This is a genomic window from Nonomuraea sp. NPDC049646 (genome assembly GCF_044465525.1).
Lineage (GTDB): Bacteria > Actinomycetota > Actinomycetes > Streptosporangiales > Streptosporangiaceae > Nonomuraea.
On the sequence record NZ_JBITLU010000014.1, the window covers coordinates 112,584 to 125,916 of the forward strand.

Annotated in this window: 14 protein-coding genes; 5 read left to right on the forward strand and 9 right to left on the reverse strand. The window is 70.0% G+C overall.

From position 1 onward, the window contains the following. Positions 1-17: 17 nt before the first annotated feature. On the reverse strand, positions 18-1,742 hold the full coding sequence (locus ACIBQ8_RS35435) for an ABC transporter substrate-binding protein (protein ID WP_397194165.1): 1,725 nt from the start codon (positions 1,740-1,742) through the stop codon (positions 18-20). A gap of 92 nt (positions 1,743-1,834) precedes the next feature. On the opposite strand from ACIBQ8_RS35435, the gene ACIBQ8_RS35440 reads away from it, so the two are divergent. The 4 genes from ACIBQ8_RS35440 (at position 1,835) to ACIBQ8_RS35455 (ending at position 6,284) form a co-directional block, all read left to right on the forward strand. Continuing rightward, positions 1,835-2,860, forward strand: a complete 1,026-nt coding sequence (locus tag ACIBQ8_RS35440; RefSeq protein WP_397194166.1) for a LacI family DNA-binding transcriptional regulator — start codon at positions 1,835-1,837, stop codon at positions 2,858-2,860. A gap of 74 nt (positions 2,861-2,934) precedes the next feature. Further along, positions 2,935-3,855, forward strand: coding sequence for a hypothetical protein (locus tag ACIBQ8_RS35445; protein WP_352319177.1), 921 nt, complete (start codon positions 2,935-2,937; stop codon positions 3,853-3,855). A gap of 78 nt (positions 3,856-3,933) precedes the next feature. Further along, positions 3,934-4,926 (forward strand): carbohydrate kinase, encoded by a 993-nt coding sequence (locus ACIBQ8_RS35450; protein ID WP_397177914.1) that lies wholly within the window; start codon positions 3,934-3,936, stop codon positions 4,924-4,926. A 983-nt stretch (positions 4,927-5,909) separates the two neighbouring features. After that, the gene (locus ACIBQ8_RS35455) at positions 5,910-6,284 is read left to right on the forward strand and encodes a hypothetical protein (protein ID WP_397194167.1); all 375 of its coding nucleotides are present in this window, start codon (positions 5,910-5,912) and stop codon (positions 6,282-6,284) included. A 328-nt stretch (positions 6,285-6,612) separates the two neighbouring features. Here the strand turns inward: ACIBQ8_RS35455 and ACIBQ8_RS35460 are convergent, their stop codons facing one another. The 8 genes from ACIBQ8_RS35460 to ACIBQ8_RS35495 all read right to left on the reverse strand — a co-directional run bounded on the left by ACIBQ8_RS35460 (position 6,613) and on the right by ACIBQ8_RS35495 (position 12,543). Then, a complete protein-coding gene (locus tag ACIBQ8_RS35460; protein WP_397194168.1) occupies positions 6,613-6,960 on the reverse strand; it encodes a hypothetical protein in 348 nt (115 codons plus the stop codon). Continuing rightward, complete coding sequence (locus tag ACIBQ8_RS35465) at positions 6,957-7,538, reverse strand: hypothetical protein (RefSeq protein ID WP_397194169.1); 582 nt, start codon at positions 7,536-7,538, stop codon at positions 6,957-6,959. The genes ACIBQ8_RS35460 and ACIBQ8_RS35465 overlap by 4 nt, the downstream gene beginning before the upstream one ends. After that, positions 7,529-8,338, reverse strand: a complete 810-nt coding sequence (locus ACIBQ8_RS35470; protein ID WP_397194170.1) for a hypothetical protein — start codon at positions 8,336-8,338, stop codon at positions 7,529-7,531. Before ACIBQ8_RS35470 ends, ACIBQ8_RS35465 begins: the two co-directional genes overlap by 10 nt. Next, complete coding sequence (locus ACIBQ8_RS35475) at positions 8,338-9,066, reverse strand: hypothetical protein (protein WP_397194171.1); 729 nt, start codon at positions 9,064-9,066, stop codon at positions 8,338-8,340. The genes ACIBQ8_RS35470 and ACIBQ8_RS35475 overlap by 1 nt, the downstream gene beginning before the upstream one ends. Further along, positions 9,051-9,755: a hypothetical protein gene (locus ACIBQ8_RS35480; RefSeq protein WP_397194172.1), complete on the reverse strand. Its 705-nt coding sequence runs from the start codon at positions 9,753-9,755 to the stop codon at positions 9,051-9,053. Before ACIBQ8_RS35480 ends, ACIBQ8_RS35475 begins: the two co-directional genes overlap by 16 nt. Before the next feature lie 82 nt (positions 9,756-9,837). Continuing rightward, on the reverse strand, positions 9,838-11,853 hold the full coding sequence (locus ACIBQ8_RS35485; RefSeq protein WP_397194173.1) for a glycosyltransferase: 2,016 nt from the start codon (positions 11,851-11,853) through the stop codon (positions 9,838-9,840). Positions 11,854-11,869: 16 nt separating this feature from the next. Further along, positions 11,870-12,052 (reverse strand): hypothetical protein, encoded by a 183-nt coding sequence (locus ACIBQ8_RS35490; protein ID WP_397194174.1) that lies wholly within the window; start codon positions 12,050-12,052, stop codon positions 11,870-11,872. Between the two features lie 167 nt (positions 12,053-12,219). Next, the gene (locus ACIBQ8_RS35495) at positions 12,220-12,543 is read right to left on the reverse strand and encodes a hypothetical protein (protein WP_397194175.1); all 324 of its coding nucleotides are present in this window, start codon (positions 12,541-12,543) and stop codon (positions 12,220-12,222) included. Between the two features lie 173 nt (positions 12,544-12,716). Between ACIBQ8_RS35495 and ACIBQ8_RS35500 the strand changes: the two genes are divergently transcribed. Beyond that, a complete protein-coding gene (locus ACIBQ8_RS35500; protein ID WP_397194176.1) occupies positions 12,717-13,112 on the forward strand; it encodes a low affinity iron permease family protein in 396 nt (131 codons plus the stop codon). The last annotated feature ends 221 nt before the right edge of the window (positions 13,113-13,333 follow it).

A 13,333-nucleotide genomic window follows, 5' to 3' on the forward strand; every position in this document is an offset into this window, starting at 1 on the left:
TGCTCGGGTGCGCTGCCTCAGCCGGCCGGCCGGAGTTCGGTCAGCCATGGCACACCGGCATTGGCGGTGGTCGCATCGAGCCCGGTGAGGCCCTTGACCAGGTAGTAGCTCAGCGGTGCACCCACCACCGGCAGGCTCCAGGCCTGATCCACCAGGTAGGCGTTGATCTGCTTCTGGATGGCCGCGCCGTCCTGCTCGCCGGCCGCGAAGTACTGCCCGTACAAGGCCTCCAGCTTCGGGTCGACCGTGTGGAGCGGGTTGAACGGGCCCTGCGGGTTGACGAATCCGACGTACAGCGACGCCATGTTGGCCAAACCGTACCCGATGGCCGCCGCGGGGAACTTCCCCGACTGCATCGCGACGAAGTAGTCGTTGGCCACCGCCTTCGTCGTGATCTGGAGCTTGACTCCTACCTTGGCCAGCTGGCCCGCCACCGCCTGCATCATCTTGTCCATCCCGGACAGCGAGGTGTCCAGGACCGGCAACGTGAACCCGTCGGGGTAGCCCGCTTGGGCGAGCAGCTGCTTGGCACGGCCCGGGTCGTAGGCGTAGGCAGAGTTCAGCGACGGATCGTAGGCGGCCTGCCCCGGCAGGGCGTACTGGCTGATCGTCAGCTTCTGATCGCCGTAGAGGGCCTTGGCGATGGCAGCGCGGTCGACCGCGTGGTTCAGCGCCTGCCGGACCCGCACATCGCCGAGCGGCTTGGCCAGCTCCCCCGCCCGGTCGACCAGGTTGAGCCCGGTCAGCGCCTGCGGCGGGGCCGAGACGGTGAGCCCGGCGCCGCGCGCCGCCTGCAGCGTCGTCGGATCCCCCAGCGCGGCCTGTACCTGCCCGGCCCGCATCGCCTGGATCATCGACGAGGGGTTGGGAATCACGCGGATCGTGACCGACTTCCAGCGCTGCCGACTCTTGTCCCAGTAATGCGGATTCGGCACGAACGTGTAGTGGTCTCCCACGACGGTCTGCGATGCCTGCAGCATGTACGGGCCGGCCCCCGCCGTTCCCTTGTCCAGGGTCGCGGGATCGGCCACCGCCTTCGGGCTGGCGATGTCCCCACCGCCGAACGCCTGCGCGAAGGCGAAGGTCAGGTTCGGGTCGGACTTTCTCAGGTTCAGCCGCACCGTCAGGGGCCCTGTGACCTCGACCTCGGAGACGCTCACCAGCAACTGCGCCGGCGACCCGATTTTCTGGCCGCGCGCATAGTCCAGGTAGGTCTTCACAGCCTGGGCGTCCAGGGCGGTGCCGTCGCTGAACTTGAGCCCTTCGCGCAAGGTCAGCTCGTAGACACGGTTGCCCTTGCCGGAGTAGCCCCATTTGACCGCGAGCCCCGGCCCGAACGTGCCGTCTGGCTTCATGACGACCAAGGGGTCGTACGCCCACTGGTAGAAGGCCGAGTACGAGGGATCGCCGATCCCCGGGTTCAGGCTCGGCGGCGACGCAGGAAAGCCGAAGGTGAACTGGTCGCTCACCTGTCCGCCGCTGCTCTTCGCACCGCCCGTCCCGCAGGCGGTGGCGGCGAGCGCGGTGACGGCCGCGGTGGCGATGGCGGCGCTCAGGCGCGGCCACCGGGGCGGCGACCAGCCGTGGGATAGGAGGCCGGACACGTTCATCTCCAGATCGAAGTAGGCACTGCAGGGTTGGATCGAGGCGTTGTGACAGCCGGCCAGAGCGCCGGTTAGGGCGTCTACCAGCGACTTTTTCGTGCTGCCGACGACACCGTCGGACGTGTTATCGTTGCGCAAACGATTTAGCAAAGGATGCGTCCCGGTATGCGCCGTGTCAAGCCCCCCTACGATGATCAGACGACGGAGCCCGTGTCCCCGGGGAGGAGAGCATGTCTCAACGCAGAGTGACGCTGGCCGACGTGGCTCGGCGCGCTGGCCTGTCCACGACGGCGGCTTCCCGGGTGCTCAACGGGCGCGAGGGGACCCGGCTGTCGGAGGACGCCCGGCGGCGGGTGCTCGCCGCGGCGAGCGAGCTTGGCTACCGCCCCAACGTGGCGGCGCGCAGCCTGCGCACCCACAAGACCGCGACCATCGCGCTCATCTCCGACACGGTCGCCACCACCCGGTTCGCCGGCGGCATGATCCGCGGGGCGCTCGACGCCGCCCGCGAACGCGACCACGTCCTGCTGATCGCCGAAACGCAGGGCGACCCGGACCTCGAGCGCGACGTGATCGACGCGATGCTGCACCGCCAGGTCGACGGCGTCATCTACGCCGCCATGTACAGCCGCCACCTCGCCGTCCCGCCGCCGCTGCTGTCGGTCCGGACGGTGCTGCTCAACGCCACCAGCGCACACCGGCTCCCGTCCGTCCTGCCCGGTGAGGAGGACGCGGGATACGCCGTCGCCGCCGCACTCATCGCTCACGGGCACAGGCGCATCGCCGTGCTCGGCCGGACCGAGTCGGTCGAGCGGGGACCGCACAGAGCGCTCGCCGCGGGGCTGCGCCTGCGAGGCATCCGCCGGGCGCTTACCGGGCAGCGCCTTCGGCTCTCGACGGGTGAGCAGACGGCCGACTGGGAGGTCGAGAGCGGATACGCCGGCATGCACGCCCTGCTGCGCCGCCCCAACCGGCCCTCCGGGGTCATCTGCATGAATGACCGGCTCGCCTTCGGCGCCTACCAGGCCGCCGCCGAGGCACGCTGCACCGTCCCCGGCGACATCTCGATCGTGTCCTTCGACGATGAACCCATGGCCGCATGGATGCGCCCCGGCCTGACCACCGCCGCACTGCCCCACGAGGACATGGGCCGCCTCGCGGCCGAACTCCTGCTCGACGAGGACGCCGGCCCCGGAACTCGATGGGTGCCGATGCCACTGCGCGAGCGAGGCTCTATAGCGGCGCCCACCGCCTGATCTCGTGGTACCGGTCGAACCGACCGGTGTTCGCCCCCCTGTTGCTCAATCGATTTAGCCTTGGAGAGTGACGAATGCTGCGCTTGCCCGACGCCTGGGTGTGGGACAGCTGGTACACACGCGACGACGAAGGCCGCTTCCACGCCTTCTTCCTCCGCGCCTCCCGCGCGCTGCTGGATCCTGAGCGCCGCCACAAGCGCGCCTCCATCGGACATGCCGTCTCCAGCGACCTGTGCTCCTGGGAGTTGCGGGCCGACGCGCTCGTCCCGGCCGACGGCCCAGCATGGGACGGCCTCGCAACCTGGACCGGCAGCGTCGTGCGCGGCCCGGACGGCTGGTACATGTTCTACACCGGAGTCGGCCATGCCGCCGGCCGCCTCGTCCAGCGCATCGGCCTGGCCACCTCCGACGACCTGCACACCTGGCACCGCTTCGGCGACAAACCCCTGGTCGAGCCCGACCCCACCTGGTACGAGCACGCCGACTCCACCGACTGGCCGGGCGAGGCCTGGCGCGACCCGTGGGTGTTCGCCGACCCCACCGGCGACGGCTGGCACATGCTCATCACCGCCCACGCCAGGCAAGGACCGGCCGGCGGCCGAGGGGTCATCGGACACGCCTGGTCACCCGACCTCCTGCACTGGGAGGTCCGACCTCCTCTGACCGAACCCGCCGGGTTCGGCCACCTCGAAGTCCCCCAGAGCGCCGTCGTCGACGGCCAGCCGCTCCTGCTGTTCTGCAGCAACCTCACCCAGCGGACAGAGCCCGAGCAGATCTGGGCGGTGCCCGGCCGCTCGGTCACCGGCCCGTGGGATCTCTCGCGGGCACGACCCGTCCCGGTCTCCAACCTCTACGCCACCCGCCTGGTACAGGACACCGACGGCGCCTGGAACCTCATCGGTTTCGTCGAGGAACGCGACGGGCGCTTCGCCGGCGAACTCGGCGACCCCATGCCCGTGCGCTACACCGTCGGCGGCCTCGAACCCGCGCTGTGACCCTGGCCTGCGAGATCCGATCCCTCCGTGAGAGCACCGGAGCCGACGCGATCAGAGCCTGACCCTAAGGACGGCCATATGACGATCTCCACCGCACCTGTTGTCGTGGTGGGCGAAACACTGGTGGACCTGTTGTGGCGAGCCGGTACGGACACGCTGCGCATCTCTCCCGGGGGCAGCCCGGCCAATGTGGCCCTCGGGCTACGGCGTCTGGGATGCCCCGTCAGCCTCCTCACCTGCTGGGGCGACGACCCGCCCGGCCAGATGATCAAGTCCTATCTGGCGGACACCGGCCTCGACGTCGTTCGGATTGCCGAGGCGTCCCGGAGATCAACGGTCGCTCTGGCCTACCTCGATGCCGACACTGGCTCCGCAACGTATGAGTTCGTCCCTCACTGGGCTCCCGAAACGCCGACGCTGAGCCAGGACGTCATCCTTCTGCACACCGGCTCGCTCGCAGTGGCCGTTGAACCCGGAGCCCAAAATGTTCTCAACCTGTGCATACAAGTCCACCGGCAAGGCTGCACGGTGAGCATCGACCTCAACGTGCGCCCGGCCGTGCAACCAGACCACCGCGCCTACCGGTCGGCGCTCGAACGTTTCGTCGCGGTGGCCGATGTGGTCAAGGCCAGTGATGAAGACCTGCGCTGGCTGTGGCCGGAACATGACCCGCAAGACAGTGCCCGACGGCTTCGGTCCCTCGGTCCCCGGCTGGTCGTTCTCACCCGCGGCGCCGCCGGAGCGACCGCTTACACGGCCCTTGCGCAGGTGTCGGTGCCGGCACCCTCGGTCGAGGTCGTCGACACCGTCGGCGCCGGCGATGCCTTCCAGGCGGCGCTCCTGGACGGGCTCGTCCGCACCGAGGCTGGGCGGCGCCCACGCGCCCACATCCCCGACCACCCCGAAGCGCTGCGGCGCCTCCTCACCCGCGCAGTGCTCGCTGGCGCACTCGCCACCACCCGGGAAGGCGCACAACCCCCGCACCGCTGGGAGCTTTCCGCCGCCGCACACGCCTCTCAGACCGCATGCCCCGACAGGACCGCTCCTGGCCTCGACACCACGGCGCCGTGACCTCGATCAGCAGGACGAGGCCATGCCCATCGGGGGAGATTACGAAGCGCCGTCCGGGCGCGCGCCCCACCCGGCTCTCGCCCCTCTACGGCACCGTGTTCGGCGAGTACGCCGCGGCGCTGGAGCGCGCGCCGCTGTCGGATGAGACCCGGCGCACCTACCGCTCCCGTGGATTATCTAGGGTTGGAGGACCCTTCCAGCAGGTCAGAGGATGGTGATCTCTTCTTTCACGTAGGCCAAGTTGACTGAGCTCGACCCAAGCTCAAAGCGGCCCTGGGCGGGCGGCAGAACAACTCATAGGCCGTCCCGTACGACATGGCCTTGCCCAGCAGCGCGTGGGACAGGTTCACGCAACACCATGTCCCCGGCGCGTCCTGGTTTATCTGGCTATCCGAATGTCTCGGCAGGCCAGCGCGCCGTCGATTAGTAAGGCATGTTGCCTCGAACATGCGTCCAGGTTTTTCGGCCGAAACACCTTCCGTAGCTTGGCCGAGGCCGTGACGATCGCCGGCGGTAGCTGGGCTCCGACAGTGGCTGGGGCGATCACCGCCGCGGACCTCCTTTGTCGGCCCACGGCATCGAGCCAGCAAGGCTCACGGAAGAAGCTATGGGAACGACGCTTGGCAGCGCTCACGAGCGTGCACTGCTGCACCGGAAACGTTTCGGTCGAAACGTTTCGTGGACTCCTGTTCGAGGATGGCGCTGTGCCCGACCCCCCCGAGGGCCACGCACCTGACGTGACCCACATGCCGTACGGACCCCCAGATACTGTGCGTCAAGTAGCCGCCCGCACTACTTGAAGTACTTGTCGCACGACTGAGAGCCACCAAAGATAACCCACCGACCTGACGCTCGAGAACACCCCTGTCTACGACACCCCCACTGAGGAACCGTCCGCGACGCCCACCAGCGACGCCGAACGCGCCTTCATCGCCGCGCTCAGCAACGAGCCCGACGAGCTGGGCACACTCGACGACGGGCGCGTGGTCTGCGGCGACGACGGCGGAGACCCGCCCACCATCAACGACGTCGTCGACGCCTACCACAACGACTACGGCGACCCTCCGGGCAAGCTGATCATTCTCGCCATCCGCCACCTGTGCCCCAAGTACATCCCGCTGCTGGCCAAGGGCAAGAACGGCTTCACCGACGGCGCTTACACCGTCGGTGACGGCATCAAGCCCGGCACCTACCGCACCCACGAGCGCATCGAAGACTGCTACTGGGCGCGCAGCACCGGCGGCGGCGACATCATCAGCAACGCCTTCGTCCAGAACGCGCCCCGCGGCGTCAAGGTCACCGTCTACAAGGGCGAGGGGTTCACCAGCGAGGGCTGCGGCTACTGGTGGCCGGCCTGACCCAGCTCCCGCTGCCAGATTCCGGCAACATCTGTCAGCTTCTGTCAACAACAGCACCCCTGGCGAACCCGCCTCTACCGTGGAGATATGACCGTGCCCGGCTACCTCGACAGCCCGCCGCCGACCGTCTCGGAGACCTCCGACAACGCCGGCCTTGAACAGGTCGCCCGCGATGCGAGCGGCCTGATCCGAGCGGGGCTGACCTTCGAGCAGATCGCCGCCCGGTTCACCAATCACGGCGTACGCATCTCTGCCCCGCCTCACCCTGCTGCACCGGCCCGCTGGACACCTCGTCAGGTCCGCGCGGCCATGTTCACCGCGGCGATCGCTAGCCGAACACCTGCTGCAGAGCGTCCAGCAGGAACGGGCGCGGCCCCGCGCTGGCGCGGATGATGCGGCCGGTCCCGCGCCGGTACTCCCTCCGTCCGCGGATGATCCACAGCGCGTAGGCCACGGCGGCGACCACCTCCCACGACGTCGTCGACTCACCCATCCGGGGTCCGTCGATGTAGATCTCCCTGCGCAGAGTGCCGCTGTCGACCGGCGCCAGGACCTTGGCGATGGTCTGGGCCTGCCGCACCCGCGCCTCGACCTGAAGGCCGATCTCGCCTGTCGGCGACAGCGCCATCCGCTTCAGCTCGCCCTCGTCGATCCGGACGGTGACCCGGACGCTCACGAGATGTCCCCCGGGCACGGGGCGCAGCCGGCCAGCGCGACGATCACCCGGGTCTCCACCCCGACACACCCGCCCTGCGGCCCGAGCACGCGAGTGCGCCCCATCAGGAAACGGCGGCCGCGCCTGCCGGCGGTGTGCGGCAGGCAGCACATCAGCGCGCTGTAGACGGTCGCGGCGTCCACGTGCACCGTCCGCGCCGAGCTCTCCAGCACCTCACAGGCGGGCGGGCAGCCCCGCTCGTCGAGCACAGGGGCGCACCGCAGCAGGGTGACGACGATCTCGGCCGCGGTCGTCGCCGGCGCGCGGCAGCCGGGCGTGCCGCGCACCTGCCGGTCCTCCTGCGGGAACTCGGTGGAGGGGAAGATGCGCTCCAGGTGCACCGTCAGCTGGCCACCGACCTGGTCCCCGCCGCACGGATCGGTGCACTGGTCCCACGCGGGCGGCCCGGCGACCACGCAGGCCCGGCACGGACAGCCAGGGTGCCCCTCCACGGCGAGGGCGGCCTCGTCCAAGGCTTCGCACACGCAGGCCAGCATCACCCGCATGAGGTCGTGCAGGCCCTCCGAGGTCAGGGCCATGTCGTCGTCCGCGGGCGCCGGAAGTCGGGCGACAACACCCGGCTCGGTGAGTTGAGCCGGTACGGGTTCACGGCATGCAGCCACAGATCGACCAGCGGCAGGTTGGTGCGCCCCTCCGCGAAGACCGTCGTCGGGTCGGCCATCTCGACCTGCACGCCCTGCCGGACCAGCTTGGTGACGTTGCCCGGCAGCCGGCAGGTGCCGCACGCCCCCGCCACCTCCGGGCACGCCTTGATCAGCTCGCACGTCAGCTCCGACACCGCGGCGATGGCGGACTCGTCCAGCGGCAGGCCCCACCGGTAGGTGACGTACAGCGTGCCAGGCTCCCCGCACGGGGCGGCCATGTCCTGGCAGCGCGGCCAGCACTCGCCGTCGGTGCGTACCAGCCGCCCGGCCGCGTCCACCCGGTACGCCTCCGGCACCAGCTCCTGCCCGTCCACGGTCACCTCGGTCACGTCGTAGACGGGGCCGGGCAGGTACACCTCGCACAGCTCCCCGCACGAGCAGCCGGAGGAGCAGCCGCACACCGACGCGTTGCGCCACAGCCCGTCGGCGCCGATGTAGGGCACCCACGGCCCGGCCGTGCCCCACCACACGGTGAGGGGGAAGGACTCCAGGCACGCCCTCCGGCATGGCCGTACGGTGACGGGGCACGGACCCCATCGCATACCGGACATGCGCCACAGGATTTGGGAGGCGACGCGCTGCCAGCGGTCGATGACGGCCGGGTCGAGGTCGTCGGGCAGCTTGCAGCACAGATCGACTGGCCAGGGCTCACAGGGCCCGATCTGGAGCGGCATCAGCGTCTCCGCCCGCGCGCCTCATACCGTGACGGGTGGGGGAAGCGCTCGCGGATGAACGCGCCGACGTGGCCGGAGGCGAAGGTGTCGGGCATGGTCGACAGCCAGTGGGAGTCTCGGGGGAACTTGGGGCCGCGCACGAGGACCTTGACGTCGTCGGCCTGCCGTCCGCCCAGCCCGGCCAGGTTGCCGTACAGGGTGCGTTTGTGCAGCACGTCCAGGCCCCGGCCGGCATCCAGGGCGTGCAGCATGCCGGTCTTGTCGACCGGCAGCGGCACGTGCAGCTCATACGACAGCGGCTCGGGATGGCCGAGCTCGGCGAGCAGCTCGCGGGTCTCGCGCATGCCGCGCAGGTAGGCGCCTGAGGCGCGGGCGGCGTAGTACTCCTCGACCTGCCGGACCGGGCCGCGGTGCAGCACCGGCATGCCCTCGGGGTGGGGCCGCATGATGAAGAAGTCGTCGTTGCACAGCAGGAAGCGCTCGGCCACGCCGTCGTGCTCACAGGCGGCGCGCACCGCGGCGGTGGTGTTGGCGTACTTGCTGCCCCTCTGCTCGGTGGGGATGTGCTCGGCACCGGTCAACCAGGCGGGCCGATGGCCGACGATCCACACCCGCCGGTGCGGCAGGTGGGCGTCCATCGAGCGCAGCGCGTAGCGCAGCTGCTCGTTGAACTGTCCCTGCCGCACCGGGATGACGAGGTCCGGCAGCCCCATCAGGAGGCCAGGCACAGCTCGCCGGTGACCGGCTGGTACTCACACGACTGCTCGGGCGGTGCGATCGTGGTGATGAACGTGCGGCGGTGACAGTTCGCGCCGAGCGGGGTGAGCATCGGCCCGGCAGTGCCCGCGGCGTCGATGGCCTGCACGTCGTAGGGGCCGACACCCCAGCGGCCTCCGGCTCGAGTGGAACCGCTCAGGGTGAGCGACGCCTGCTCGCTGCCGACTTCAAGGTCGCCGAGCTGGCCGTTGGTGACCCACGGCAGAAGGAAGTACACCCAGGCGCCGTCGCCGGTGGCCTCCTCAGGGCAGACGTCCTCGCCGAGGACCTCGGCCCACAGCTCCAGGGCGAACCCGGAGTTGCACTGAATGGAGCAGTCGTCGTAGCCGATCGGGTTGCCGGCGAAGTCGTAGTAGACCGGGCTGCCGGTCATGATCTCGATCAGCTCCGGTGAGACAGCGAAGAAGTTCAGCTCGACGTCGAACCCCCGGAAGGAGGGGCAGCCGCGCTTGAACCCGCACACCCGGCCGTTGGCGGCCTTGTACTCGACGTCGGTCCCCTCTTCGACGTTGCGGTTCATCGCCAGGCTGGCGAAGCAGTCGAAGACGTAACCATTGTCGTCGCCGCAGACAGGGCGGCCACAGCCGTCGACCCGGGTGACGCGGATGACGCTGGCGTTGGCGATCAGCGGGCAGGACATGCCACAACCTCCAATGATCTTGGAGGCCCGGCCCACAACCAGCGGCGCTCTCCCAGCATAGCCACCCCCGCTGGCGGAGGATCTAGGAGCGGCACAACACGGTGACCGCGTCGACCCACGCGGCAAGCTCTGCACGGACCTGCTTGGCCAGGAAACGGCTGCGAGCGCGGGCGGCAGAGCAGGCGGCCGCGCGGTGCCGGCCGTCGGGGTACAGGTCACGGATCGCGGCCGCCCACGCCGACGGATCAGCGCGGTCGATGAACGTGGCCGCATCGCCGAGCGCTTCGCGCAGGCCGGGCGTCGGGTGCGCAATGACCGGCAGCCCGGAGGCGAGCGCTTCGACGGCCGCCATGCCGTACGACTCGTAGATGCTGGGCGCCAGCACGATGCGAGAGCGCGCCCACACCTCCTCCCGCATGCGCGACGTCTGGCCGATGATCCGCATGTTGGCCAAGAGCGGGCGGCGAATCTGACGACCGTGGGCGCCCGTCACGCCGAGGAACGGCACCTCGCGGACGAGCCGGGCCGCAGCTCGCCACGTGTCGACGCCCTTGTCCCGGTTCAGGTTGACAAGCGTCACATGCCTGCCGGTGCGGGCCGCAGCGTGCTCTTTCGGGAGGACGGGCGGGTGCACGATCAGCGACGGAGTGCCGCCCACAGCCGGGTAGCGAAGGCCGAGGGAGTCACGGACCCAGACCGTGTTGTAGACGCACAGGTCAGGCCCAGCGGCGAGCGCCGGCTGGTCGTGGTCGTTGTGGAGGATGAGGATCGAGCGGGCGCCCACCTGCCGGGCCAGGGTGACGGCCTGGTGGCCGTAGTAGTGGTGGGTGATGACCACGTGCGGGCTGATGGCACGGATCTCCGCCACGGCCTGCTCAGGGGGCAGCTGGGCGTAGCCGACCCCGTCGACCTGGTAGCGAGCGGGAGCCTCCGGCACCTCGGACACGATCACGAGAGTGCGCAACCCGGCCTGGTGGAGGGCGCGCATCATCGTGTGGAGCATCGTCTCCGACCCGGCCCGCCGGTACGGCACACCGTAGTGCACCCACGCCACCACCCCCACCGCCCGGTCCGCAACCTGCGAGGCCAGCGTCGGGGCCGGAGCAGGCCCGGCGGGAGCAGATAGGGGTAGGGCGGCGGGTGCCCGGCGTGGCCCCCGGGCCCGCATGGTCCGCGGGACCAGCCGCTGGCACGCCTCCTCGAACCGGCGCAGGTTCCCCCCATAGTCGAGGCCAGCGGCGTGCGCGCGGGCCGTAGCCGACGCCGCGGCGTAGGCGTCAGAGTTCGATAGGTGGCGGATCTCGCTCACCCACCGGCCGACGTGCTCGCGCGGAATATAGGTGGCCGCGTTCCCGAATGCCTCACGCATGCCCGGCAGCGGGGAGGCGAGGACGGGGATGCCCGACAGCATGGCCTCGATGCCGGCGCGGCCGTAGGACTCGGTGGCCGACGGCATGAGCAGGATCCGTGTCCGGGTGTAGAGCTCGCGCGGATCGATCCGGTCGATAACCGCGATGTTGGGCAGCTGGAGGCCGACCGCGGGGCCGGCGGCTTTCACCACGAGGAACGGCAGGTCGGGGAGCTGCGCGGCGATCTCGGCGAGCACGTCGGCGCCCTTGGCGACCGTCGCCCCGTTCAGGGTGATCATGCCGCCCGGGAGGGTGCGGTACAGCGCCGGATCGATGGGGGGCGGCAACACCAAGTCCGGTCCCTGGTAGGACGGGTAGTGATCGCGGCAGGCGCGCGACGGGAACCACGCCAGCCGCGCACGCCCCAGCTCGCGGTCCGCTGCCATGCCGTGCACCATCAGCAGGTGCGGAACCCGGCCGGCCTGGGGCACGATCCGCGCCGCGCGCCGGTCGCCGTGGTGGGAGATCAGCAGCTCCGGCCGCGCGGCCTGGACCGCGCGCCGCCACGCGCGGAGCGGCCACACCCGCACGCCATCCTCGACGCGGACCTCGCCGGGCTCTTTGATGGTGGTCACCACGTCCACCACATGCCCGGATCGGGCGAGATGCCGAAGGTACTCGCGGGTGGTAATGACCGCACCCGTGGGCGCGTCCAGCCTGTACACCGGAATCAGTACAAGAACACGCATCAAGGCTCCGCGGCATCTAGAGCGCGACGGCGACGGCGGACACGGTCACTGCGGCGGCCGGGGTGCCGACCGCGAGCACGCCGATGCCGAGGAGCATCACGCCGGCGCTCGCCAGGACGTTGACCCTCGTCTGCGTCGCGCTGTTGGCGGTGATCGAATGAGGGCGGACCCCGGCGACGGCCTGGAGGCCGATGGTCACGACCAGGCGCTGAACGGCCCGGCCCACAACCAGCGGCTCACTCTCGCGATCAGTCTAGTGGCGGTGCCGCGCCCGGGCGGGGAGCGCACCACCCCGGCCGAGGCCCCGCGACGTCGTCCCGAAACCCGAACACCCCCGGAGGCGCGCACTTCCCGGCCTTCATCTCCCTACATCGCGTTCCACCCTGATGCGCGCATGTACGCCCGCGCTGCGGCGAGCTTCACCCGCGCCTCCTCTGCGGCGGTGCGCAGCAACCGCGGGTCGCGGGCCAGCAGGGCTCGTTGGGCGCGGCCGTGCGGGCACAGCCCGTCCTCGTCGAAATCAGCCTGCGGGTGGACGTCGTACGGTTCGCCGACCCGCGTCCAGGCGGCCGCGTGGTTGAGCTGGGCGGCCGTTCTCCTGGCAGCCCACTCCAACAGGTAGGTGCCACGGAACGCGCGCTCACCGAAAACGCAGATGGCGTACCGGGGCCGCAGGCAGGTCGCGCGCATCGCCCGGAAACTCGAACGCCCCTGGATGCCTATTTCCAGGGACGTTCTAACCAGCGGCTCCAAGTGATAGATCGCCCCCGCACGAGCACCTGCTCATACGGCCTACCGGCAGTCCACAGGACGGGCCCGCGCCGCTCCGGGCCTGCCGAGCAGCCGCCGCCTACGATTGGGCCATGCCGTACCGTCCGGCCGCCCCCGTGATGCCCACCCAGGTCGACGGCCATCTGGGCGTGTTCGACCGGTTCGCCAGCGCCGTGGCGCGGTTCACGTCCAAGCCGTGGTTCTTCGCGCTGTGCGTGGTGCTGGTGGTGGTGTGGGCGCCGTCCTATCTGGTGATCGGCGACGTCAACACCTGGCAGCTCATCATCAACTCCCTGACCACGATCGTCACGTTCCTCCTGGTCGCGCTGATCCAGAACACGCAGACCAGGGCGGACGCCGCGGCACAGCACAAGCTCAACGCGATCGCCTGCGCGCTGGCGGTGCTGATGGCCGACAGCGACGCCGACGCGCGGGCGGTGCGCGAGCTTCGGCACGCTGTGGGCCTGGAGGAGCGGGAGAGCGCCTAGCTTCCGGCGGCCCGGCCGCGCCGTCGTAGAGCGTAGCGTGCAGCTGCGCTGGGACTCAATCACAACTCTACGGCTCAGCGCCTGCCCACAATTTGTACTCCCTCGATCCGCACGTCAATCACCAAATACGCTCCCATCGATAGACTCTTGCCATCTGCTAACCAGTTGACCAGCGATCGTTCATTCCCAGCTCCCGGCCATCTTCGACGAATCTGGCCGAG

Bases quoted from the DNA above. Each gene is read 5' to 3' on its own strand.
- ACIBQ8_RS35440 (WP_397194166.1), top strand. From the start codon at position 1,835: ATGTCTCAACGCAGAGTGACGCTGGCCGACGTGGCTCGGCGCGCTGGC.
- ACIBQ8_RS35445 (WP_352319177.1), top strand. From the start codon at position 2,935: ATGCTGCGCTTGCCCGACGCCTGGGTGTGGGACAGCTGGTACACACGC.
- ACIBQ8_RS35450 (WP_397177914.1), top strand. From the start codon at position 3,934: ATGACGATCTCCACCGCACCTGTTGTCGTGGTGGGCGAAACACTGGTG.
- ACIBQ8_RS35465 (WP_397194169.1), bottom strand. From the start codon at position 7,538: ATGGCCCTGACCTCGGAGGGCCTGCACGACCTCATGCGGGTGATGCTG.
- ACIBQ8_RS35470 (WP_397194170.1), bottom strand. From the start codon at position 8,338: ATGCCGCTCCAGATCGGGCCCTGTGAGCCCTGGCCAGTCGATCTGTGC.
- ACIBQ8_RS35480 (WP_397194172.1), bottom strand. From the start codon at position 9,755: ATGTCCTGCCCGCTGATCGCCAACGCCAGCGTCATCCGCGTCACCCGG.
- ACIBQ8_RS35485 (WP_397194173.1), bottom strand. From the start codon at position 11,853: ATGCGTGTTCTTGTACTGATTCCGGTGTACAGGCTGGACGCGCCCACG.
- ACIBQ8_RS35495 (WP_397194175.1), bottom strand. From the start codon at position 12,543: ATGCGCGCGACCTGCCTGCGGCCCCGGTACGCCATCTGCGTTTTCGGT.
- ACIBQ8_RS35500 (WP_397194176.1), top strand. From the start codon at position 12,717: ATGCCGTACCGTCCGGCCGCCCCCGTGATGCCCACCCAGGTCGACGGC.